General features: G+C 72.8%; 18 protein-coding genes. 11 read left to right on the forward strand and 7 right to left on the reverse strand.

Features of this window, described 5'->3' with window-relative positions; translation table 11 throughout:
• A partial coding sequence (locus ACH34Q_RS17395) for a DNA repair ATPase (protein WP_395984004.1) occupies nt 1-4,612 on the forward strand: 4,612 nt, incomplete at its 5' end.
• 44 nt (nt 4,613-4,656) lie between these two features.
• Here the strand turns inward: ACH34Q_RS17395 and ACH34Q_RS17400 are convergent.
• On the reverse strand, nt 4,657-5,307 hold the full coding sequence (locus ACH34Q_RS17400) for a TetR/AcrR family transcriptional regulator (RefSeq protein WP_395984005.1): 651 nt from the start codon (nt 5,305-5,307) through the stop codon (nt 4,657-4,659).
• Between the two features lie 93 nt (nt 5,308-5,400).
• Between ACH34Q_RS17400 and ACH34Q_RS17405 the strand changes: the two genes are divergently transcribed.
• The 3 genes from ACH34Q_RS17405 (at nt 5,401) to ACH34Q_RS17415 (ending at nt 10,124) form a co-directional block, all read left to right on the forward strand.
• Nucleotides 5,401-6,408: an oxygenase MpaB family protein gene (locus tag ACH34Q_RS17405; protein WP_395984006.1), complete on the forward strand. Its 1,008-nt coding sequence runs from the start codon at nt 5,401-5,403 to the stop codon at nt 6,406-6,408.
• Between the two features lie 204 nt (nt 6,409-6,612).
• Nucleotides 6,613-9,486 (forward strand): ATP-binding protein, encoded by a 2,874-nt coding sequence (locus ACH34Q_RS17410; protein ID WP_395984007.1) that lies wholly within the window; start codon nt 6,613-6,615, stop codon nt 9,484-9,486.
• A gap of 170 nt (nt 9,487-9,656) precedes the next feature.
• Nucleotides 9,657-10,124, forward strand: coding sequence for a hypothetical protein (locus ACH34Q_RS17415; protein WP_395984008.1), 468 nt, complete (start codon nt 9,657-9,659; stop codon nt 10,122-10,124).
• 107 nt (nt 10,125-10,231) lie between these two features.
• On the opposite strand, the gene ACH34Q_RS17420 is transcribed toward ACH34Q_RS17415, so the two are convergent.
• On the reverse strand, nt 10,232-11,080 hold the full coding sequence (locus ACH34Q_RS17420) for a PaaX family transcriptional regulator C-terminal domain-containing protein (RefSeq protein WP_395984009.1): 849 nt from the start codon (nt 11,078-11,080) through the stop codon (nt 10,232-10,234).
• A gap of 136 nt (nt 11,081-11,216) precedes the next feature.
• Here ACH34Q_RS17420 and ACH34Q_RS17425 point away from each other — a divergent pair, with 136 nt between their 5' ends.
• Entirely contained in the window at nt 11,217-12,896 is a 1,680-nt protein-coding gene (locus tag ACH34Q_RS17425) for a class I adenylate-forming enzyme family protein (RefSeq protein WP_395984010.1), read from the forward strand.
• Nucleotides 12,897-12,910: 14 nt separating this feature from the next.
• Here ACH34Q_RS17425 and ACH34Q_RS17430 read toward each other — a convergent pair whose 3' ends face one another.
• Both ACH34Q_RS17430 and ACH34Q_RS17435 read right to left on the reverse strand, forming a co-directional pair.
• On the reverse strand, nt 12,911-13,534 hold the full coding sequence (locus ACH34Q_RS17430) for a hypothetical protein (RefSeq protein ID WP_395984011.1): 624 nt from the start codon (nt 13,532-13,534) through the stop codon (nt 12,911-12,913).
• Between the two features lie 65 nt (nt 13,535-13,599).
• The gene (locus ACH34Q_RS17435; RefSeq protein ID WP_395984012.1) at nt 13,600-13,986 is read right to left on the reverse strand and encodes an STAS domain-containing protein; all 387 of its coding nucleotides are present in this window, start codon (nt 13,984-13,986) and stop codon (nt 13,600-13,602) included.
• 541 nt (nt 13,987-14,527) lie between these two features.
• On the opposite strand from ACH34Q_RS17435, the gene ACH34Q_RS17440 reads away from it, so the two are divergent.
• From ACH34Q_RS17440 to ACH34Q_RS17450, 3 genes are all read left to right on the forward strand, one after another.
• A complete protein-coding gene (locus ACH34Q_RS17440) occupies nt 14,528-14,782 on the forward strand; it encodes a hypothetical protein (protein ID WP_395984013.1) in 255 nt (84 codons plus the stop codon).
• Entirely contained in the window at nt 14,779-15,111 is a 333-nt protein-coding gene (locus ACH34Q_RS17445; protein ID WP_395984014.1) for a DUF2795 domain-containing protein, read from the forward strand. Before ACH34Q_RS17440 ends, ACH34Q_RS17445 begins: the two co-directional genes overlap by 4 nt.
• A gap of 235 nt (nt 15,112-15,346) precedes the next feature.
• Nucleotides 15,347-15,550 (forward strand): cold-shock protein, encoded by a 204-nt coding sequence (locus ACH34Q_RS17450; protein ID WP_395984272.1) that lies wholly within the window; start codon nt 15,347-15,349, stop codon nt 15,548-15,550.
• Between the two features lie 86 nt (nt 15,551-15,636).
• Here ACH34Q_RS17450 and ACH34Q_RS17455 read toward each other — a convergent pair whose 3' ends face one another.
• The gene (locus ACH34Q_RS17455) at nt 15,637-16,278 is read right to left on the reverse strand and encodes a TetR/AcrR family transcriptional regulator (protein ID WP_395984015.1); all 642 of its coding nucleotides are present in this window, start codon (nt 16,276-16,278) and stop codon (nt 15,637-15,639) included.
• 86 nt (nt 16,279-16,364) lie between these two features.
• Between ACH34Q_RS17455 and ACH34Q_RS17460 the strand changes: the two genes are divergently transcribed.
• Nucleotides 16,365-19,154, forward strand: a complete 2,790-nt coding sequence (locus tag ACH34Q_RS17460) for an AAA family ATPase (RefSeq protein ID WP_395984016.1) — start codon at nt 16,365-16,367, stop codon at nt 19,152-19,154.
• Between the two features lie 150 nt (nt 19,155-19,304).
• Here the strand turns inward: ACH34Q_RS17460 and ACH34Q_RS17465 are convergent, their stop codons facing one another.
• Both ACH34Q_RS17465 and ACH34Q_RS17470 read right to left on the reverse strand, forming a co-directional pair.
• Entirely contained in the window at nt 19,305-20,273 is a 969-nt protein-coding gene (locus ACH34Q_RS17465; protein WP_395984017.1) for an esterase/lipase family protein, read from the reverse strand.
• 43 nt (nt 20,274-20,316) lie between these two features.
• Entirely contained in the window at nt 20,317-21,057 is a 741-nt protein-coding gene (locus ACH34Q_RS17470; RefSeq protein WP_395984018.1) for an SGNH/GDSL hydrolase family protein, read from the reverse strand.
• A 538-nt stretch (nt 21,058-21,595) separates the two neighbouring features.
• Here ACH34Q_RS17470 and ACH34Q_RS17475 point away from each other — a divergent pair.
• Both ACH34Q_RS17475 and ACH34Q_RS17480 read left to right on the forward strand, forming a co-directional pair.
• Complete coding sequence (locus tag ACH34Q_RS17475) at nt 21,596-22,525, forward strand: SDR family oxidoreductase (protein WP_395984019.1); 930 nt, start codon at nt 21,596-21,598, stop codon at nt 22,523-22,525.
• A complete protein-coding gene (locus ACH34Q_RS17480; RefSeq protein WP_395984020.1) occupies nt 22,522-23,385 on the forward strand; it encodes a MaoC/PaaZ C-terminal domain-containing protein in 864 nt (287 codons plus the stop codon). The genes ACH34Q_RS17475 and ACH34Q_RS17480 overlap by 4 nt, the downstream gene beginning before the upstream one ends.
• Nucleotides 23,386-23,398: the final 13 nt, after the last annotated feature.

A 23,398-nucleotide genomic window follows, 5' to 3' on the forward strand; every position in this document is an offset into this window, starting at 1 on the left:
GCACCGCCTGGCCCGGGAAGGGGAGAGCGTCTCGTTCGAGGCGGGCGGTGGCGCGCTGCCCGAGCTGCTGCGCGACCCGGGGTTCGAGCGCGACTTCGCGGAGATGTACCGCTACTACCGGCAGGCGCGCCTGCTGCGGTTCCGGCGGGTGGACGGGCGGCTGCTGGCGGTGTTCCAGACCGGGCCGCGCCTGGACGACGTGCGCGTGCTCCGCTGGGAGGCGCGGCCGGACGGGAGCGTCCGCTACCTCGACAACCGGGGCGAGCGCGATCACGTCCGGCCGCCGTCGCACGACTTCGCGTGGACGGAGGCGACCCGCGAGGACCACGTCACCGGGCCCCACCCGTACATCTCGATCGGCGGCGAGGTGCTCGTCGACACGCTCGGCGGCACTCTGACGCTCGCGGTCGAGGAGGGCGGCGCCCCGATCCACACCGAGCCTGTGGACGAGCCGTTGCAGAGCCTCGCCGACGCGGACGTGCACCACGCCCGCGTCGGGGCGCTGATCCTGCTGCGCGTCCGCCCGTACAACGAGACGGCCTGGCGGCACCTGGTGTTCAACACGCGCACCAAGACCGTCACCCGGCTGGACGGGATCGCGCAGGCGTGCCGACGGCTGCCCGGCGACAAGGGGATCATCTTCCCGGGCGGCTACTACCTGGACACCGGTACGGCCAAGACGTTCGACACCGACGTCACCGGGCTGGAGTACGAGCGGGTCGTACGGTCGCCGAACGGCGAGGACGTGCTCTACGTCTTCCGTTCGGCCGACGACGGCAGGTCGCTGCTGCTGCACTACAACGTGATCCGCAAGGAGGTGGCGACGCCGATCACCTGCCAGGGGTACGCGCTGTTCGACGACGGCACGCTGGTGGTGCTGCGCCTGAACACCGGCGAGGCCGCCCGGGTGCATCCCCTCCAGGTGTGGGCGAGTCCGTACATGTCGGACGCCTACGCCGCCGCGCAGCCGACCGGCAGCGGACCGCTGGAGCGGATCGGCAACGCCGACCTCGTGCGGGGCATCTCCGACTGCATGTCGGTCACCCGGATGGTCGAGGAGATGTCGGCGTCGGCGGAGGTGTTCGAGGCGCTGATCGCGGCGTGCGTCCGGGCGGCCGACTTCCACCACTGGCTCGGCGAGGACGATCTCGCCGACCCGCTCGCCCCGCTGACCGAGGTCCGCGCGACGGCCGAGCAGGTACTGGCCGAGTACGAGAACGTTCAGGAACTCACCCGGAAGGCGGCGGACGCGGTCGCGGAGGCCGCCGGGACGGTCACCTCCCTGATCCGCCTCGCCGAGAGCCAGGACATCGACACGGCGGACGCCTGGGTCGCGCGGCTCGCCGAGCTGCGCCGCGCCCAAGGGCACCTGGAGACCGTACGCGGGATGCGGTACGCCGACGGCGCCCGGATCGACGAGCTGGCCGCCGCGCTCGCCGACGAGCAGGACGCGACCGGCCACCGTACGGTCGACTTCCTGCGCGGGGAGGGCGCGTTCGCCGGCTACCACGCCGAGATCGACGGGCTGACGGCGGCCGCGGCGGCGATCGAGACCGCGGCGGACGCCGTTCCGGTGACCGGGCGGCTGGCCGCGCAGACCGAGGGCCTGGAGATCGTCACCGAGGTCGTCGGCGGGCTGGAGATCGCCGACGCGACGGTCCGTACCGAGATCCTCGCGCGGGTCGGCGAGGCGCTCGGCGGCGTCAACCGGGCCCGCGCCGTCCTGGAGTCGCGCCGCCGCGAGCTGCTGGACGTCGAGGGACGGGCCGCGTTCGCTGCCGAGTTCGCGCTGCTCGACCAAGCCGTCGCCGGGGCACTGGCGATGGCCGGTACACCCGAGCGCTGCGACGACCAGCTCGGGCGGCTGCTGCTCCGGCTGGAGGGCCTGGAAGCGCGGTTCGCCGAGTTCGACGACTTCCTCGCCCGGCTGGAGGCCAAGCGCGCCGACGTCTACGAGGCGTTCTCCGCGCGCCGGCAGTCCCTCTTGGACGAGCGCGCCCGCCGCGCCGACCGGCTGGTCGAGTCGGCGGGACGGATCCTCGCGGGCGTCCAGCGCCGCGCCGCCGCGCTCGGCTCGCTCGACGACGTCAACACCTACTTCGGGACCGACCCGATGGTGGACCGGCTGCGCGCGGTCGCCGGCGAACTGCGCGACCTGGGCGACCAGGCGCGGGGCGAGGAGCTGGAAGGACGGCTCAAGGCCGCTCGCCAGGAGGCGGGACGTGCCCTGCGCGACCGGCTCGACCTGTACGCCGACGGCGGCGAGGTCATCCGGCTCGGGCCGCACCGCTTCGCCGTCAACACCCGGCCTGCCGAGCTGACCCTCGTACCGCACGAGGGCGCGATGGCGTTCGCCGTGACCGGTACCGACTACCGGGCTCCCGTACGGGACGCGGCGTTCCTGGAGACCCGGCCCTTCTGGGACCAGCTCCTGGTGTCGGAGACGCCCGAGGTCTACCGGGCCGAGTACCTGGCGGCGTCCATCCTTCTCGACCGGCCGCCGTCCGGGAGCGACGGCCTGCTCGCCCTCGTCCAGAAGGTGGCGGGGGAGCGTTTCGACGAGGGGTATGAGCGCGGCGTCCACGATCACGACGCGGCGCTGCTGCTCCAGGCCCTGCTCGACCTGCACGAGGGCGCGGGCCTGCTGCGCTACCCGTCCGGCGCCCGAGCGGCGGCCCAGTTCTACTGGACGTACGGCCTCGACGCGGCCGCCCGTACGGCATGGGCCACGCGGGCCACGTCCCTCGCCCGCGCGCGCGCCGCGTTCGGCCGTACGGACGCGGTCGGCGAGCTGTGCGCAGAGCTGGACGCCGCCATTTCCGGCTTCTGCGACGCCACCGGACTGCCGACTGCGGCTCTCGCCGGGGAGTACCTCTTCGAGGAACTGGCCTCGGGCCCGTCCGGCTTCGTCAGCGGTGCACCTTCCCGGGAGCTGCTGAGCGGCTTCCGTACGGCGCTTGGTGACACATCGGCCGACTTCGATCGCGACCTGGACGCCCTCACCGCGCTCCCCGCCCGCCACCAGCTCGCCGAGGCCTGGCTCGACTCGTACGGTGCCGGGGAGCTGGACCGGCCCGAGGCGATCGCGACCCTCCTCTGCGGCTCCGTACCCCGGTACGAGTCGGACGCCGAGCTGACCACCACCGTGGACGGCCTGCTCGGAGCCCACCCGCGCCTGTCCGGGCGCGGCCTGCGGCTCCGGCTGGACGAGACGCTCACGCGCGTGCGCCGGTTCGATGCGGAACGCGTCCCGGCGTACCGCGCGTACCAGCGGCACCGCACCGAGCTGATCTCCACGGAGCGCGGCCGGCTCCGGCTGGAGGAGCACCGGCCGGGCGTGCTGAGCGCGTTCGTCCGCAACCGGCTGATCGACGAGGTGTACCTGCCGCTCATCGGCGACAACCTCGCCAAGCAGCTCGGCGCGGCCGGCGACGCGCGGCGTACCGACCAGATGGGCATGCTGCTGCTGATCTCCCCGCCCGGCTACGGCAAGACGACGCTGATGGAGTACGTCGCCGACCGGCTCGGCCTGCTACTGGTCAAGGTGGACGGGCCCGCCCTCGGCCACGGCGTCACGTCGCTCGACCCGGCCGAGGCGCCCAACGCCACCGCCCGGCAGGAGGTGGAGAAGATCAACCTGGCACTCGAACTCGGCACCAACGTGCTGCTCTACCTCGACGACATCCAGCACACCTCGCCCGAACTGCTGCAGAAGTTCATCCCGCTCTGCGACGCGCAGCGCCGCATCGACGGCGTCTGGGACGGCGAGACCCGGGGCTACGACCTGCGCGGCAAGCGGTTCGCGGTGTGCATGGCCGGAAACCCGTACACCGAGTCGGGGACCCGCTTCCAGATCCCCGACATGCTCGCCAACCGCGCCGACGTCTGGAACCTCGGCGACGTGCTGTCCGGCCGGGACGAGCTGTTCGCGCTCAGCTACATCGAGAACGCGCTCACGTCCAACCCCGTCCTCGCGCCGCTGTCCACCCGCGACACCGGCGACATCGAGCTGCTCGTACGGCTCGCGGACGGCGACGGGACGGTCCGGCCCGACCGGCTCTCCCACCCGTACTCGCAGGTGGAGCTGGACGAGGTGCTCTCGGTCCTGCGCAAGCTCATCCGCGCCCGCGACGTCGTCCTCGCGGTCAACCGCGCCTACATCGACTCGGCCGCCCAGGCCGACGCGTCCCGTACGGAGCCGCCGTTCCGGTTGCAGGGCTCGTACCGGAACCTGAGCAAGATCGCCGCGCGGATCCTGCCGGTGATGAACGACGACGAGCTGGAGGCCGTCCTGGACGACCACTACGCGGGCGAGGCGCAGACCCTCACCTCGGGCGCGGAGGCCAACCTGCTCAAGCTCGCGATGATCCGCGGCCGGACGACCCCCGAGCAGGCCGCCCGCTGGGCCGAGATCAAGGCCGCGCACGCCCGTACGCTCGCCATGGGCGGCGACGCCGACGACCCGATCGGCCGGGCGGTCGGCGCTCTAGGCCTCCTCACCGACCGCGTCGCCGACGTGGAGACCGCCATCACCCAGGCATCCCAGCGCCTCGGGCACACCCCCACCAACGGCTTCTACGCACCGAACGACCCGTACCGTCGGATCGAATAAGGCGCCGTGTCCCCTTTCGCCGCGCCGCTCACAACCGGGTACGCCTAGCGGGCCAGGCGTTCGGCGGTCGTGGCGTGCAGGGACAGGGAGAGCCGGACGGCATGGTCGACGACCGCGTCGAGGTCGTCGCCCAGCCGGCCGTCGGCCCACTGCTGCGCCAGCTCGGCCATGGCACCCACGAACATGGTCGCGGCGATCACGACCGGGAGCGCCGGGCCGTCCCCGGCGTCCCCGGGACGGCTCGTCTCGATGAGCAGCCCCTCGAGGAGCGCCGTCTGCGCCGCCCGGCGCCGCCCGGCCAGGACCTCGTTGCCGTGGGCCTCGCCGAACAGGATGCGTCCCCGGCGGGGATCGTCGCTGATGAACCGCAGCACGCCGCGAATGCCGGCGCGCGTCCGGGCTCCGGTGTCGGGGCCCGCCTCGTCCAGGGCGGCGCCGAGGGCCTCGCCGAGCGCGGTCGCCTGCTGGTCGTAGACGGCGGCCAGCAGCTCACCGGTGTCGGCGAAGTTCTCGTAGAAGTAGCGGGTGTGAAGCTCAGCTTCCCGGCAGACCGCGCGGACGGTCAGCCCGGCCTCGCCTTCGGCCCCGAACAGCGTGAACGCGGCGTGCAGCAGCATGTCGCGCCGCTCGCCCTTCCGCAGGGCCACCGGGACCCCGGCCCATCGGGTGGACGTGGCCGTCCGGGCGTTCACCATGGCGCTCACGATAGCAACCGGCGCCAGGTCTGGACACGACTGTAACCAGACACTTATTCTGGCTACAGTCGTACCCAGAACCAGGGAGTCCGGATGCCACCGAAGACCAACGTCGTCGCCCAGCGGTTCGAGCAGTCCTTCGACGCCGACATCCGGTCCAGGTTCTTCAAGGGCCTGGAGTTCGCCGGCCCCGAGGGCGACCCCGGCTGGTTCGGCCCCGGCAGCGCGGTCTGGTACGTGCACTCGCACCTGCCGACCCTCATCGTTGGCCTGATCGGCGCCGCGTACATCGAGGGCCTCGACCCGAGCATCAGCTGGATGGGCTACGACCACTCGCGGCTGGCCGAACGGGTCGACGGCATCCCCACCGGCAACATCGACATGGAGGGCGGAGCCGTTCGCCTCGGCCACTCCATCTCGTTCTTCATCGGCACCGCGTACGGCTCCACCGAGACCGCCGAGCGCCTGGCCCGTACCGTCCGCGCCATGCACCACACCGTGAAGGGCACCCGCCCCGACGGGCTGGCCTACGACGCCGACGACCCCGACTGGCTGCGCTGGAACTACGCCACCGTCGTGTGGGGCCTGGCGACCGCGCACGAGCGCTACCACCGCCGCCCGCTGCGCGGAGCCGACCTGGACCGCTACTACCGCGAGTTCGTCCGCGTCGGCGAGGCATTGGGCGGGACCGACCTGCCCGCGACGAAGGCGGAAGTGGCCGAATGCCTGGAGTCGTACCTGCCGCGCCTGGCTCTTACCCCGATCAAGGCGTTCGCCACCGGACCCAACCTGCGCGACAGCAAGGCCCGGCCATGGGAGCCCGGCAGCGAGTTCATGGACTGGGCGGCCCGCGACATGCTCCCGAGATGGGCCCAGAAACTGGCCCTCTACCAGCCGCCCAACCCGATCCGCCTGCGGGCTCGCCGCACCTCACTCTGGCTGGCCCTCAACGGCCTGTACGAGGCCACCGGCCCCATCCGCGAGTTCCACGAGGCCCGCGCCCGCGTAGCGAAGGGCACGAGGACCCCGATCGCTCCCTCCACCGCTCCGACGGCTCCCGACCCGATCCTCACCCGCGCCCAGATCGAAGCCACCGCCTGATCCACCACGAGTCAACGGAATAGGTGTGTAGCGGTGGGGGTGAAAACGTTCCCGGGTGGTTGTCAGGTGGTGCTAACCGGGTGTGTCAATTCTCGCTCCCGGTGGCGAGTGGGGATGGCAGTTAGTCACAGCGGCACAGAACGGAGCTAGGCAGCGCGATCTCGCCGTGTGAAAATCCCGGCGAGTGGCTGGAGGTTCCCCGTCATGCCGCCTCGGGATTCGCCGTTGGTCGAGCGCGAGCGCGACCTGGCATCGCTGGTGGCGGCGCTCGCCCGTCCTCCCGCGATCGTGGTGGTCGAGGGGGAGTGCGGGGTCGGGAAGACCCGGCTGGTGCGCGAGGCGCTGGCCGACCGGCGGCTCGCCGGGCGGCAGCGGCTGCTCGGGTGCGCGGTGCCGATGGCGGCGCCCTGCCCGCTGGGGCCGGTGATCGAGGCCCTCGCGACCGCGAGCGGGCCGCCCGTACAGCGGCTCAGCGAACTGACCGGAGTGCTGCGGACGGTGCTTCCCGATCTCGCCGGGATCCTGCCGCCGGCACCGCCGCTGCTGGTCGAGCCCCGGCTGTTCCGGCATCGCCTGGTACGTGCCGCCGCCGAGCTGCTGGCCAAGCTCGGCCCCACCGTACTGGCGCTGGAGGACCTGCAGTGGGCCGACGATGCCACGGTCGAGCTGCTCCGGATGATCGGCGCGCGGCCGCCGCCGGAGCTGTCGGTCGTGGTGACGCGCGGGTCTCCGGCCGACCCTCCCGAGCACGGGTCGTGCGCCGTACGGATCCCTCTCGGGCCGCTGTCGGTGCCGGGCGCCGGGCTGCTGGCCGCCGCGAGCCTGGACGAGGCGGCGGTCGTGCCCACCGACCTGGCGGAACGGCTCTACGAGCGCAATGGCGGTGTGCCGCGCGCGGTACGGGAGGACGCACGGCTCCTGCGGGATCTCGGGCTGCTCCGTCCGGTGGACGGGGAATGGGCCCTCCGGACCGGAGGGGACGCGGCCGGCTTTCCGGCGGTGGCGCCACGTGCGGTCGCCTTGGAGATCGTCGACAGGGCCCGTGGGCTCGGGGTCACCGGAAGCGCCGTGCTCGAGGCGGCGGCGGTGCTGGCCGAGCCGGCCGAGCCGGAATTGGTGGCCAGGGTCGCCAGGGTGGATGCCGGGGAGACACGTGGCGCGCTTGCGGACGCGATCCGCTGCGGGCTGCTTCGTGATGACGGTGGCACCGTGCGATTCCGGCACGAGCTGGCCCGGATCGCCGTGTACGCGTCCATTCCGGGATACCGGCGGCGCGAGCTGCACGGCACCGCCGCCTGGGAACTGACCTGCCGGGGCATGGTCGTACGGGCGGTCGACCACCACCGGAAGGCCGGTGACCTGCGGGGATGGGCGGCCAGTGCCGAGGCCGCCGCCGCGCTCGCGGCGGCCGGGGGCTCCTTCGATACCGCCCATGCCTACCTGCGCGAGATCCTGCGGTCCGGCGCGGTCGCGCGGGAGCGGCGGGCCGAGCTGGCGATCAAGCTGGGACGGGCCGCGCTGGGTGGCGACGGGCGGAGTCCGGGGACCGCCGCGCTGCTGGCGGCGGCGCTTGACCGCGGTACGGCCTCGCCCGTCCAGCGGGCCGAGCTGCTGCTGCTCCGGGCCTGGTGGGAGCTGGATTCGAGCGGACCTGGTTCGGGCGGAGAAGCGGTCGGCGCCGCCGTGGGTGAGCTGTGCGGCGTGCTCGACGACCTCGCTTCGCGGCCTGATCTTCAGGCGATCGCGCATGCCCTGCTCGCCACGCCGAACCGGCTGCCGGACCGCGATCTGCCCGCGCAGCTCGCCTCCTTGGCCGAGGCCCGCGAAGCGCTGTCCCGTACCGACGATCCGATGGCGCGGGCGGTCGTCCTGACCACGGCCGCGCACCTGCTCCTGACGATCGGCAGCCCCGATGCGTGGGCCGCCGTGGGCGCGTTGCCCGTTCGGGGTGAGCGGCCGGACGTGGAACTGCGGCTCGTACGGGGGCTGCTCGACTTGGCCGACGCGGCGCTGCACCTGGGGCATTACCCGCGCAGCCTGGAACTGGTCGAACGGGGCCGGCGGCTGGCCTCGGGCGTACGGTCGCATGCGTACGACGCGCGGCTGCGGGCCACCGCGTCGAGGGTCCGTTGGGCGATGGGTGAGACCGGCGCGAACGACCAGGCCGGTGAGCCCCAGTCGTACGGGCCGCCGGCCGCCCGGCTGCTTCCGGCACAGATCCGTACCGGCCGGGGGCGGCTGGACGACGCGCGCCGCGCGCTGCGGGCCGTGGCCGAGGACGCGCTGGGGATCGGGGAGATCGCCGTCGCGGCCCATGCCGCCGCGGACTTCAACCGGGTGGCGCTGACGGCGGGGCAGCGGCGCCTCGGGCACGCACTCGCCCGCCGGATCCTGGACGAGGTGGCCCGCAAACAGATCTGGGTCTGGGCGGCGCCGCTGCTCCCGTTCGCGCCGCTGGATCTGGTGAGCGCGGCGCTGCCCCCGTACCGGAGTGCCCTGGCGGGACGGGACGTACCGCTCGCGCGCGCCGCGCTCAGCTTCGCCGAGGCCCGGATGAACGAGCGGGACGGCGACGCGCGGCGGGCGTCGGCCGGCTACGGCCGCGCGCGCCGCCGGTACGCCGCGCTGCCCGATCCCCGGCTCGCGGCCCATGCGTCCGCCGCCCAGGCGCGCTCGCAGGTTGCCGCCGGGCAGGCACCGGACGCCGAGTTGCTGCGCCATGCGTGGAGCACGTTCACCGGCCTCGGCCTGGCCTGGGACGCCGACCGGCTGAAGCAGCTGATGCGGTCGGCGGGCCTGCCCGTACCGCACCGCCGGGGACGGCCCGGGTACGGCAACCGGCTGACCCCCCGGGAACGGGAGATCGCCGACCTGGCCGCCTCGGGCCACACCAACCGGGACATCGCCGCTGACCTGTGCCTTTCGGACCGCACGGTCAAGTACCACCTGGCCAACGCCATGCGGAAGCTCGCGGTGAGCAGCCGCCGGCAGCTGCGCGACGCCCTCGACCCCGGGACCGCCGACGGCGGGCACACCTGCCGCTGCGGGCGATGCGGGCGCCGACTAAACCCGTCCTGATCGGACGGGTCATCGGCGCGGCGTTCCGGCGACTATGAGGGAGATTCACGTTCGGCCGGCCGGTACCGGGCTCCCACCCGCCGCGCCTCGCACCCCGCGCGAGGCGACCGGTGGCCGTGCCGGACTGCGGCGGAGATACCGCCGCGCTCTCGAGGAGGAGGACCCCCCGCATGAGATCCGCCCGCTTGATCGGCGCCACCGCCACCGCCGTCGTCGCCCTCGGCGTCATGGCCGCCCCCGCCCACGCGGCCCCCGGCCTGGTCGACGGCTCCGTCACCGCCATCGGCGCCACCTGCACCTGGACCGACGCCGTCACCAGCGACGTCCCGCCGAACACCCTGACCGTCGACCACACCACGATCAACGCGTCCTGCAGCGGCGGCGTCACCGTCAGCATCAGCAGCTCCCCGACGGTCACGTTCGACGACGCGGCCGGCACCGCCACCTCCCCGTCGATCTCCGTCACCGGCTCGGGGCTCGGCATGACCTGCGGTTACAGCGTCAGCAACGTGTCGATCAACCGCGAGGGAACGACCCGTACCTACAGCGGCGGCCCGTACACGGCCACCAAGACCTCGGGCGGCTTCCTGTGCCCGGGTACGGCGACCGTCGACTCGGCCACGTTCAACTTCCACTGATCCGGCTTCACTGATCCGGCTCAACTGACACGACTCAACTGAAACGAAGGCGCCCCCCGCTCGCGGGGCCGAGGCTCCGGCCTCGGCCCCGCTTCGCCGTTCCGGGCTCAGCGGCGGCCGGCGTCGGAGCGCAGGAGGCGCTCCAGCCAGTCGATGGCCTCGGGTTCGAGGGTGGTGAACCGCTCGCGGTACAGGGCGGCCGAACGGGGCGCCGGCCAGTCGTCCTGCAGTTCCTGGACGGGCAGGCCCGGATCGGTGCGCAGCAGCTGGAGCCAGTCGGCGCCGAGCAGGGTCAGCCGGCCCAGTGCTCGCCCGCGCTCGTCCCGGTCCGCCTCCCAGGTGCCGATGAACGACTCGTGCTGGGCGCGGATGGCGTCCAGATCCCAGGCCTTGCGCAGCAGTACCTCCACCTGCGTGCCCGGCAGCGGGGTCGCGGCGAACGCCTGGGCCAGCTCGGCCACCTGGGTGAACTGCGGCGCGCCGAACACTTCGGCGATGTCGACCCGGCCGGGAGCGATCCACAGGCCGTCGCGCAGGCCGCCGAACCCCGCCCAGGCGAGGCGGGCCCTGATCTGGTGCCGCAGGTCCCGCCGGCTCTCCGGCATCGAGTAGCTCAGCAGCGTCCACTCGCCCTCGGGATGGCTGAACGGCGCGTCCGAACCGACCCTCGACCTGGCCTGGCGGAGCACCTTCTCGCCGGCCGGGGTGAGCCGGAAGCGGGCCGTACGGCCCTCCTGGACCCGGTCGAGCAGGCCGCGCCGGGTCATCCGGGCGAGCGTGGCCCGGCCGGCGGCCTCGGCCACCCCGAGGTCGTCGAGCACGTCCAGGAAGACTCGGGAGCTGATCGGGGGGAGGCTCCGGTCCAGCACCAGCGAGCCGAGGAAGCTCAGCAGCAGCTGCTGCGAGCGGCGGGGGCCCTTGCCTCCGCCGTCGAGCGAATCCCGCCCAGCCGTCATCCGCGCTCCTCTCACTGTCCGCACACGGCAGGTGCCCGCACGGCAGCATCCCATGATCCGTAAGCGGTGATGCCGGTCACAAGAATGCTCAACCAACTATTGACGGGCGACATCAGCATGTCTAACGTTTGCCGCCATGTCCACCAATCCCCCGCCCGATCGGGACACCGGCCCCGCGCCTGAGGTGGAGGCCACCCTGGAAGACCCCAGCGGAAGGGAAACCATGGCGGACGATCTCCAGCGGTCGGAGTTGTACGGCCCGGCCGGCGCACCACTCCAGGAGGCGGTGGTCGGTGACGTCCTGCGCCGGGCCGCCCGGCTCGGGCCGGACGACATCGTCCTGACCACCCTGGACCCTGGCGGGGCGTCCGGCTGGACAGCGGCACGGTTGCTGGCCGACGCGTCCGCCGTGGCGGCGTCGCTGCTGCGGCGCCATCCGACCGGCTCGCGGATCGCCACGTACCTGCACAACGGGCCCGAAGCGGTGCTGCTGCAGTTCGGGGTGGCGCTGGCCGGCATGGTGCTGGTTCCGATCAACCCGAAGGCCCGGCCGGGCGAGCTGGCGCACGCGCTCGGCCTGGCAGGGGCCGTGAGCCTGTACGCGGACGAGGAGTCCGCCGGGCTGGTGGACGGGATCAGGACGGGGCTGCCGCGGCTCACCGAGGTCGTACGACTGGACGGGGAGTGGCGGGCGCTGCTGGAGGACGGGCCGCCGCCTGCCCTCCCGCCGGTCGATCCCGACTCGCCGGCCCAGATCCAGTTCACGTCGGGGACGAGCGGGCGGCCGAAGGGGGTGCGCATCCATCATCGCGGCATGGTGCACACGTCCCATGCGTTCGCCCGCCGCATCGGCCTGCCGTCAGGGGGCGTGTGGGTCAACCCGATGCCGCTGTTCCACACGGCGGGCAACGTGCTCGGGGTGCTCGGCGCGTTGTGGCAGCGTGCCGAGCATGTCGTCCTGCGGTTCGAGCCCGCCGCCGTACTGGAGGCCCTGGCCGTGCGGCGGGCGACCCTGCTGTCGGCCGCTCCGACGCTGCTGCATCTGCTGATGGACCGACCGGAATTCGCCGGCACCGACCTGAGCGGGCTGCGGGTCGTGTTCACCGGCGGCTCGCCCCTGACCCCGTCGATGGTCGATGCCGTCGAGGACGGCTTCGGCGCACCGCTGTCCATCACGTTCGGCATGACCGAGACGTGCGGCTGCGCGCTCCAGACCGCACCGCTGAGCGACACCGCCGAGGTTCGCCGGACCACGGTCGGTACCCCGATCGAGGGCACCGACGTCCGCGTGGTCGACTCCGGCGGCGAGATCGCCCCGATCGGGGTGTCCGGAGAGCTGCTGCTGCGCGGATCGCGGCTGACCCGGGGCTACCACGACGACCCGGAGGCGACGGCGCGCGCCATCGACGCGGACGGCTGGCTGCACACCGGCGATCTGGCCGCGATGGACGCGCACGGCCGGCTGCGCATCGTGGGACGGCTCAAGGACATGATCAAGACGGGTGGCGAGAACGTCGCGCCCGAGGAGGTCGAGGAGGCCGTCGCCGGCCATCCGGACGTGGCGCGGGCGGCGGTGGTGGGCGTCCCGGATGACCGATGGGGCGAACTCGTGGTGGCCTTCGTCGTCCTCCGGCCCGGCGCGGCCTTCGACGCCGGGGCGGTCGGCGCGTACTGCCGCGAGCGGCTCAGCCCGTTCAAGGTGCCCCGGCGCTGGACGGTCGTCGACGAACTCCCGCTGACCGCCTCGGCCAAGGTCAGGCGGGCTGAGCTACGGCACCGCGCCCAGGAGGACCGAGCCGGGGAGACGGAAGGCTGAGGAACGGCCCGGGATCACGCCTGCGCGGTCGGCGGGTGCAGGACGTGGACGGAGCCATGGGCCGGGCCAGGGATGCGCGCGGTGGACGTCGGGGCCGCCGAGTGGCGCTCCTCCGACAGCTCGATCAGCCGGGCGGACATGTCGGCGAACAGCAGCAGCTCGCGAGCGGTGGCCGTACTGAACGGCGACGCGCCCGGACGGCCGATGACCGAGAGCACGCCGCGGGTGGCCTCGCCCGTGTCCAGCGGCAGCATCAGGATCGGTCCCGGCGGCAGGCCGCTGAGCACCTGGTCGTCGGCGATCCGTGAGGACAGCGCGCGCCGGGAGCTGAACGCCCGGCCGATCATCGAGCGGCCGCGGCGGACGGTCAGGCCGAGGATCCGGTCGCCGCCGGTACCGACCGCGACGTCGACCCGCAGCGTGTTGCCGTCCTCGATGGGCAGCGCGATGAACGCCAGCGGGGTACACGCGATGGAGCGGGCGCGGGTCGCCACGAGGGTGAGCGCCTCCGGCAGGCCGATCCCGTTCAGGACCGCCGCCATCAGGTCGAACGACGAGGCGAGCCGGTCGCCGTCGCCCAGGGCCCGGGGGCTGCCCGCGGACCCCCACGCCATCGCCAGGGCATCGTCCGTCGTCATGTCGTCATCCCGCTTCTTCTCGGCCAGGCTGGGGTCCGTTCCGGTGGCGGTGGAGCGCCGCGCGGTCAGGCCGCCGCCGATCGGCCATGGGCGCGGGCGAGCCGCGCGGCGGCGACGGAGCGGCGGATGGTGAACGCGCCGTGCAGTCCGGTGACGCCCAGCATCCGGGTCATCTGCGCGCTGGGCGCGGCGAGCACGAGCGTGACGCCCTTGGGCTCGGTCCTGCGGCGGGCCCCGACGAGCAGGGCCAGGCCGGAGGCGTCGCAGAAGGTGACCTGCGAGAGGTCGATGACGACCAGCGGCCCCGGGTCCTGCAGGGCGGCGTGCAGGCGTTCCCGCAGGGCAGGGGTGGAGGCGACGTCGAGTTCACCGCGGAGGGTGATCAGGACGTGTCCCGGCAGCCGCTCCCGGCTGAGCCCGGCCCCGATCGGGGGTGTGACGGTGTTGATCATGCTGGATCTCCGATCCAAATGCCTGCAGATGCCGGTCCGGACCGAATCCGGACCGGCTGCTCCGCGGGGGTCAGCCCGCGGGAAGGTGCTCGTTCCGGCCGGGGCGAGGCCCAGCGGAGGGATGGAATGGTCCGGCCGCCGTGACCGCCCCGCCGCGAGGTGGTGCCACCCGCGCGCGGGTGGACTGGTGTTGCGGCGTCATGCGCGCCGGACCTGTCTGGGCCCCCGAGGGGGACCGAGTAGCGGATACCAGGGGGACGCCGGCTTGTTACCCGCATCGAGAACCCCTCGTTCACCGGGAGTCTACGCCTTCCCGGCGCGGTACGCGGATGGCGCCGTTGAGCAGCCCGGGGACGGCCGTTCCCGCGGCGAGGCCGGTCCTGGCGGCCGTCCAATTACCACCCAAGTCGCCCTCGGGTTTTGGTCGTCCGAAACCGGGCACGCCCAGCGCATGCGGCCCGCGACCCTGCCCTGGTCCTTCCCAGGTACGGCGGCCCGGTTCCCGCCCGACGAGATCACCTAAGCGGAAGGTGGCAGACCGGTGAGCGAACGCGATGTGCCGTCTCGCGGCCAGCCCGCTCCCCCAGGGGAGGTCACCGCGGCCGGCCCGACTCCGGATCCGGACGTCGGAGTCGAGACGCCGGAAGGGGACGCGGTCGAGCAGCGGCAGAACGGCGACGACGACGAGTCGGCCCCGGACGCCGAGTTCACCGGCGACCTTCCGATGAACGCCGACGAGGCCGATGTGGTCGAGCAGCGGCGGATCGTGCACACCGAGGAGGAGGAGTACCGATGAAGATCAAGGACACCGGCCAGATCGCGGATCTGCTGAACGACATCGACTTCCCGGCGAGCAAGCAGCAGATCGTCGAGCATGCGCACCAGGCCGGTCCCGGAACCGAGGCCGAAAGGGCGCTCGCCGCGCTTCCGCTCGGGGACTACGACAACCTGCAGGAAGTGCTGCGGTCCGTCCCCACCGACCCGGACCCGGGCCGCAGCGCCTCGGAACGCGACTACCAGCGGACCCATCACCGCAAGTCCGGCCTCGCCGAGCACATGCGCGACACCGAGCGGACGCCCGTCGAGGAAGAGCTGCGCAGGGACCCCGGCAGCGAGCGCCGGTAGCCGAGGCTCCCAGGGGTCCGGAAGGGGGCGGGAATAGTCGAGGGGCCTGGGGCGCTATACCCGGTGGTTGTAGTTGAGGTTTGCGAAGTGGAAACGCCCGCAGAGTTCTGACAGCGGGCGTTTCGCCGCATCCGGAGATCTTTTCTTCGTGCGTGGACGACCGGCAGCCCGGACCGTGCGACCGTACGGCACCGAACGATCCGTCCCCGCGAAGGAGACACACATGGCTCAGGAAATGGTTCAGGGAACCGTGAAGTGGTTCAGCGACGACAAGGGCTTCGGCTTCATCGCCCCCGATGACGGCACCGCCGACATCTTCGTCCACCACTCGGCGATCACCATGGACGGCTACCGCACGCTGCGCGACGAGCAGCGCGTCGAGTACACCGCCGTCCAGGGCCCCAAGGGCCAGCAGGCCGACGAGGTCCGCCTGGTCTGAGGCACCTGCCTGACGACCCCCGCTCCGGGAACGGAGCGGGGGTTTCGTCGTTCTACGGTGTCCCTGGTTCTACGGCGCCCGTCGTTCTACGGCGTCCCTGGATCCTCGTCCGACAGCCCGGCGAAGAGGCGGCGCATCGACGAGGACCAGGCGGCGGGTTCGGGGTTCTGGACGTCCAGCGCCGCCAGGACGTCCATGCCGACGGAGATGTAGAGCATCAACCGGGCCAGTACGGCCGCGTCCACTTCCCTGGTGAGGGTGCCCTCCCGCTGGGCGAGCAGCGCCAGGTCCGTCAGCCGCTTCTCGCTCGCGCGCAGGGAGCGGTGGACCTTGGCGGCCACTTCGGCGTCGCGCTTGGCGGCGGCGAGGGCCTCGCTGATCAAGGGGGCCCAGGCCCGCTGGCAGGGATCGGCGGCGACGGTCACGATCGTCTCGAGCAGCCTGGCGGCCCCGACCCCGTCGTTCAGGGCCCGGTCCACCATGCGCGACGCGGCGGCCAGGCCGCTGTCGACCGCCTCGGCGAGCAGTTCGGCCTTGTTGCGGAAGTTGCCGTAGATGGCACCGGTGGTGAGACCGGCGCGGCGGGCGATGTCCTGGACCCGGGCCCGGTCGTACCCCTGCTCGCCGAACTCCTGGACGGCCGCGGCGATCAGCCGGTCCCGTACCGAAGCGCCCTCCGCCGCCGGGGCGGCGTCTTCCGCCCGCGCGGGAGAAGCGGTCTCTGCCATGGCGGCAGCGTAGTGCGCGGCGCCGCCGGCCCTGGTAGCGCAGGCATAATAACGATTATTCTGAGCTCCCGAGCTGGAGCGTGGCCGTGACACACCGCACCGAGCAGCCGTTCATCGGCAGGCAGGCCGAGTGCCGCCGGCTCGCGGAACTGGTGGACGCCTGCCGCAGGGCCGGGGGCGGTGGCCTGGTGCTGACCGGAGACCCGGGGATCGGCAAGACGGAGCTGCTCGGCCACGCGGCGAGCCTCGCGGACGGCTTCCGGGTGATCCGCGCCGACGGGGTGCGGTCGGAGGAGGCGCTGACGTACGGGGCGGTGCACCGGCTCGTACGGCCGCTGGCCGCCGGGCTCCGCCACCTGCCGCCCGCCTCGCGGGAGACGCTGGAACGGGTGCTGGTACGGCGCGGCCCGCCGCCTCGCGAGCGGCTGCCCGTCGCGGTGGCGACGCTCGGCCTGCTGACCAGGATGGCCGCCGCGGGCCCGATCCTGATCCTGATCGACGATCTGGGCTGGATCGATCCCGAGTCCCGCGACGCCCTCGGGTTCGTGGCCCGCCGGATCAGTACCGAGCGGGTGGCGGTCCTGGCGGCCACGGACGGCGACGCGGCGGTGCTGATGCCCGGCGTTCCGGTGCTGCCGATCGGTGCCCTTGACGACGCCGGCTGCCTGCGGCTGATCGCCGAGCAGCAGCCCTCGCCGGTCGCGCCCGCCGTACGGGAGGTCCTCGTGCACGCGGCCGGCGGCAACCCGCTCATCCTGCTGGAGCTGCTGCGTACCCTGACGCCCGCGCAGCTGAGCCAGCCGTCCCTGCTGCCCGACCCGCTGCCCTTGGGGCCTCGGCTCACCCGCATCCGGCTGGCCCGGTTCCACGGGCTGCCCGCCGACTGCCGGCGCCTGCTGGTGCTCCTGGCCGCCGAGCCGCGACTCGACCCCGCCACGCTCTTCCACCTCGCCGAACGGGCCGGGACCGACCCCGCCGTACTGGAGGCCGCCGAGGACGCGGGCCTGATCACGCAGACGGCCACCACCGTGTTCTTCCGGCACGCCGATCTGGGCAGGGTCGTCTACCACGGCGTCGATCTTGCCGAACGGCACCGTGCCCACGAGTCGCTGGCGGACGCGTTCACCGACACCGGCGACGACCGGCGGTACTGGCACCTCGCGGCGCTGCACCCCGGAACCGACGACGAGCTGGCGGACGTCCTGGAGCGCCAGGCCACCGACGCCCGGCGGCGCGGCGGACCGGCCATGGCCGCCGGGCTGATGGAACGTTCGGCCCGGCTGACCCGCGACGGCGGCCTTCAGGGACGCCGCCTCGTCAGCGCCGCCGACTGGGTCAGCCAGGCGGGCCATCCCCGGCGGGCGGCGCGGCTGCTGGAACGCGCTACCGCCCTCGTCGAGACGGACCGGCCCGCCCTGCGCGGACGGATCGAGTACCTGCGCGGCGTGATCTGCCTGCACCACGCGGCGGCCACCGACGCCTACGACGCGCTGCTGATCGCCGCCGACGTCCTCGCCGCCACCGACCGGCCCCTCGCCGTGAAGGCGCTGGTCACCGCAGGTGAGGCGGGCCTGTACGTAGGGGACGCCGCGCTCCCGATCCAGGCCGGCCACCGCCTGCTGGCCCTGCTCGACGATTCCCCCGAACCGGACCGTACGGAGATCCGCTTCGCCGCCGACTTCCTGCTCGGCGTCGCCGACTCGTTCCAGGGGCGGTTGCCCGAGGCGGCGACCCGGCTGCGGCGGCTGTTCGACGTCGCCGGGCAGGTGACCGATCCACTGCTGCTGGCCTGGGGCGCGTACGGCGCGCTTTTCGCAGCGAGCGACGATCGCGCCCGCGCACTGGCCTCACGCGCGGTCTCGCTGGCCCGTACGGCGGGCGACACGACCACGATGGCGCACGCGATGCAGTACCTGGCGTACGCCGAATGCTGGCTCAGCGGGCCCGCCACCGCGACGCTCACGGCCACCGAGGGACTGCGGCTTGCCCACGAGACCGGCCAGCTCAACTGCGCCCGCAACCTCATGGGCATGCTGATGCTGTCGGCGGGACTGGCCGGGGACGCCCAGGCCTGCGAACGGTACGCGCACCGCGTGGTCGACGATGCGGCCGAACACGGACTGGGTCTGGCCTCTTCCCTCGGCTTGTGGGGGCAGGCCCAGCTCGATCTCGCGCGCGGCAACTGGGCCGACGCTGCCATCAGGCTCTACCGCGTCACCCGTGCACGGACGGGCCACCCGGGTATCGCGCTGGAGGCCGTACCCGCCTATGTCGAGGCGGCCGTCCGTGCCGGCGAGGGACACCGGGCCGAGAGCGCCGCGATGGCCTTCACCCGGTGGGCGGAGGCGATCGGCGGGAGCTGGCCGGCCGCGCAGGCGGCCCGCTGCCGCGCCCTGCTGCGGATCGGCGACAGCGAGAAGAACTACCAGGAGGCCCTCCGGCTGCACCGGACCGGTGAACGGGAACTCGAACGGGCCCGCACCGAACTGCTGTACGGCGAGCACCTCAGCCGCGAACGCAGGCGCGGGGAGGCCCGCGTCCACCTCAGGGAAGCGGCGGACATCTTCCAGCGGCACCGCGCCAGCCTGTGGCTGGAACGCGCCCGTGCCGAACTGCGCGCCGGCGGCGACGACTGGAACGCGACCGGACGGGACGGCCCCGGCCACGCCATCGAACTGGCCGGCACGGCCTCGGTGCTGACCGCACGCCAGCGCCAGATCGTCGAACTGGTGGCGGCCGGCGCGACCAACAAGGAGGTGGCGGCCCGGCTCTCGCTGAGCCCGCGTACGGTCGACTACCACCTGCGGCGGGTCTTCGAGCGGCTCGGGATCACCTCGCGCGGCGACCTGATCCGCCGGTTCGCCGAGACGGGCTGATCGCGACGCGTCGATCGCGACGGGACGATCGAGGCGGGCTGATCGCGACGGGTCGATCGCGACGCGAAGAGGCCTGGAGCGCCTGCACGCGCCGGGGAGGGCTCGTACGGGAACTCCAGGCCTGGCTTCAACGGTGCCCGGACATCCGGGTCAGCAGCGCGGGCGGAGCCCCGGGTCGGCCGGGCCCTGCCGGTCCAGCGCGCTGAAGACCCACTGGAACGCGACCCGGTCGAAGATGATCGTCAGGTGCGAGGCGCGGTTGCCGGCGCACCGGTCCTGGAGCCGCACGTTGGTCACGCGCTCCGCCGGTCCCTGGAGGAACTGCTGCTCCGGCGTTCCCACGATGCCGTCGTACTGGCTGGCGACGACGGTGTAGTCCACACCGTCCCGGATGCGCTGGCCCTGGTTGGCCGGGGCGATGCCGACCAGCTCGGACACCTTGGCCGCGTTCTCGGTCAGGTAGCCGTGGGGCACCATCCCGCCGCCCAGGCTGTGGCCGACGAAGGCGACCTTCTCCGCTCCCGTGGCGGCGAGCACTCCGTCGACGAAGACGGACAGCTGCTGGACCCCGCGAGTGACCGGGATGGTGGCCGAGTAGTCGAGCGCGAAGACGCAGTAGCCGCGCTGGCTGAGCTGCGGTGCCAGCGAGGACCAGACGCTGCCGGTGGACAGCATTCCGTGCACCAGCACCACGGGCTGCGGATGCGCGGCCCCCGGTCGGCACGACCAGTTGTTGGCGCCGCGCAGGTTGCGGGTGGCTAGGCGGCGCGCGTCCTCGACCGGGCCCTGTGCCTGTGCTCGAGGCTGCGCGGCTTGGCGTGCGGGGGCGTTCGCCCGTACGCCGTCCAGCGTGGTGCCCGCATGGCGCGTGGCGTCTTTCCTGGCCGTCCCGTCCGGAACGGTCCGTACGGCCTGGTCGCCGGTGGCCGAGGCAGGCGCGGCGGACTGCGGCACCTGGCCTGCGAGCGCGACGGTCCCGGCCGCGACGATCAGCCCGGCCGTCGCGGCCAGCGCCAGCCGGACGCCGAGCCGGATGCTCAGCCGACTGCCCGGCCGGCCGCGGCGGTCGCCTCCTTCGGTACGTGGGTTCTCGTTGGGGGGAGGCACATGGATGCCCATGGACGGTCCTTCCTGATGCTTTGCGGGGGTGGCGGGGGGTCTGCTAGTTCGCGGCGGCGGAGAAGGCTGGGAGGTAGCCCTTGGCGTGGCCCTCGGAGGTCGGGTGGATGTTGGTGGCGCTGATCCACGCGTCGGCGGTGCAGATCTCGTGCCCGGCGAACGCCGGCCGGCCGTCGGCGAACGCGAATCCCGCGGCCCCGGCCCTGTCGGCGATGACACCGTTGAGCAGATCCGAGCCGTCATTGATCATCGAGCGTTTGCGGGCACTGATTCCCCCGAAACAGAAACCCTCCTTGTAAAGGTAGGGATAGCCGACCACGACGACTTTCGCCCTGGGTGCGCGTGTCTTGATGGCGGTGTAGAGGCGGTCGAGCCGTCCGGGCAATTGGTAGCGGACGAACGCCGACGCGTTGTTCAGGGCGCTTTCGCATGCGCTGTCGGTGGAGAACATGCAGCTGATCATCGTCGCCGCGAAGCCCGAGTCGTTGCCGCCGATGCTGATGCTGACCAGGGAGGTGGTCGACCGCAGCGCCGAGAGCTGGGAGTTCTGCACGTCCGGGATCTGGGCGCCCCCGCAGGCCACGAACCTGAACGTACCGGGGGAATTGGCGGTCGCCCATCGCGCCGGATAGGCGTTCCGGCTGCGGGAGCAGAACACGTCCGAGTAGTTTCCGGCGCCGGACCCTGAAGCGTAGGAGTCGCCCAGCGCGACGTACTCGTTTTCGTCCGCGTGTGCGACGGACAGGGGCGGGAGAAGCGCAAGGGAAAGTGCGCCGATGATCACGGACGGGATGCGAGAGAAACGCATAGGACCTCCAGCGGGACGGTGGTTTCGTCAGTAAAGCCACCAGTCACGCCGGGGGAAACACTCGTCGTCATGAAAGTGAAACAACCGCCGCAGCCGCGAGCGGCTCTTTCTCTCGATGCGCCCGCCGCACCTGCGGTTTCCCTGATCGGAAGGTCTCCGGGGCCGAGCGGCCAGGCGGATCGCCGGTGTCCGCCGCCCAGGCGATGTAGCCGATTCGCACACCGGCCGCCCCCGGTAGATGTGGCGGTGAGCCGGGCGCCGTACCGGGTGCCGGGAGACCGTTGACATCCGCGGGTGACGGGGAGCACATTAGAGGCGGATTCTAGAATCCGCCTCTAGGTCCTGTGGGTCTCCCCGCCTCGCAGAAAGGCGTGCCGATGAAGCCGTCCGCCTCCGCCGCCGTCGTCCCGGCCGTATCCCTCGCGGCCATCGTCCCCTTCGCCATCTTCCTCCTTTCGGGGCCGTTACGGCATGGTCCCGGCCACGCGGACACGATCCGAAGGGAGCAATGACCATGGCAGCGATCTGTGATGGACGGGTCGTCATCGTGACCGGCGCCGCCCGGGGCATCGGCCGCGAGCACGCGCTGGAGTTCGCGCGGCACGGCGCCCGGGTCGTCGTCAACGATGTCGGGGCCGAGGTCGACGGCAGCGGCTCGTCCACCGGACCGGCGGGCGAGGTGGTCGAGGCGATCCGCGCGATGGGCGGCGAGGCCGTCGCCGACGGCTCGGACGTCTCCGACTTCGAGGGTGCGCGGCGGCTGGTCGCGTCGGCCGTCGAACGCTTCGGTGACCTGCACGTCCTGGTCAACAACGCGGGCATCCTGCGCGACCGGATGCTGGTCAACATGACCGAGGAGGAGTGGGACTCGGTGATCCGGGTCCACCTGCGCGGGACGTTCGCGCCGCTCCGGCACGCCGCCGCGTACTGGCGGGAACGGCACAAGGCGGGCCACGACGTGGACGCCCGCATCATCAACACCACCTCCTCGTCCGGGATCTACGGCAACCCCGGCCAGGGCAACTACGGTGCCGCCAAGGCGGGCATCGCCGGGCTCACCGTGATCGCGGCTCGCGAGCTGGGACGGTACGGCGTGACCGTCAACGCCGTGGCCCCCGCGGCGCTGACCCGGATGACCGAGGGCCTGATCGCGGCGTCGGGACGGCCGGAGCCCGAGCCCGGAGCGTTCGCCCCGGCGGCCCCCGACAACATCGCGCCGCTGGTGGTGTGGCTGGCGAGCCCGGGAGCGCGCGACGTCACCGGGCGGGTGTTCAACGTCCGTGGCGGAATGATCAGCGTCGCGGAGGGCTGGCGCGCCGGGCCGATGGTCGACAAGGGCGCCCGCTGGGCCCCGCACGAGCTGGACGAGGTCGTACCCGCGCTGCTGGAGAAGGCGCGCCCCAATGTCCGTCCCGACGGCGTGACCCCGGAGGATGCGAAATGACGCTCGACCACAGCCTCGTCGGAGAGCCGTCCGAGCCGGTCGTCCGCAGCTGGACGTCCGCCGAGACCCTGCTGTACGCGGTGGCGGTCGGCGCCGGCCTGGACGACCCCACCAGCGAACTGGCCTTCACCACCGAGAACTCGGCGGGAGTGGAGCAGCGCGTGCTGCCGACGTTCGCCGTGCTGGTGACCCAGGCGGCCGGGCGGCGCAGGCTGGGGGACTTCGACCCGGCCATGCTGGTGCACGCCGAGCAGTCGTTCACCGCCCATCGGCCGCTGCCTCCCGCCGGATCGGTACGGGTGACCTCGACGGTGACCGGCATCTACGACAAGGGTTCGGGCGCGCTGGTCGTGAGCGAGACCTCCGCCGTCGATCCGGACAGCGGCGAGCCGGTCGCCGATGTACGCAGCGCCGCGTTCATCCGGGGCGAGGGTGGTTTCGGCGGCGAGCGCGGCCCCCGCGCCACGTGGACGCTCCCCGACCGGAAGCCGGACCAGTCCGTGACGTACCAGACTCGGCCGGAGCAGGCGCTGCTCTACCGGCTCTGCGGTGACCGCAATCCGCTGCACTCGGATCCGGTGTTCGCCGCGCGCGCCGGGTTCGAACGGCCCATCCTGCACGGGCTCTGCACGTACGGCGTCACGGGCCGCGCTCTCCTGCACGCTTTCGCCGACTCCGATCCGGCGCGCGTCGCCTCTGTTTCGGGCCGTTTCAGCAGCCCGGTCTTCCCTGGCGAGTCGCTGACCGTCTCCGGCTGGACGGACGAGGACGACCGGAACGCGGTGTCGTTCCGTACCACCAAGGACGACGGGACCGTCGTCATCGACCACGGCCGCCTGACGCTGCGCTCCCAGCACTGAACCGTCTTCGTCC

Origin of the sequence: Actinomadura sp. 9N407, from assembly GCF_044326315.1 — a bacterium.
GTDB lineage: Bacteria > Actinomycetota > Actinomycetes > Streptosporangiales > Streptosporangiaceae > Spirillospora.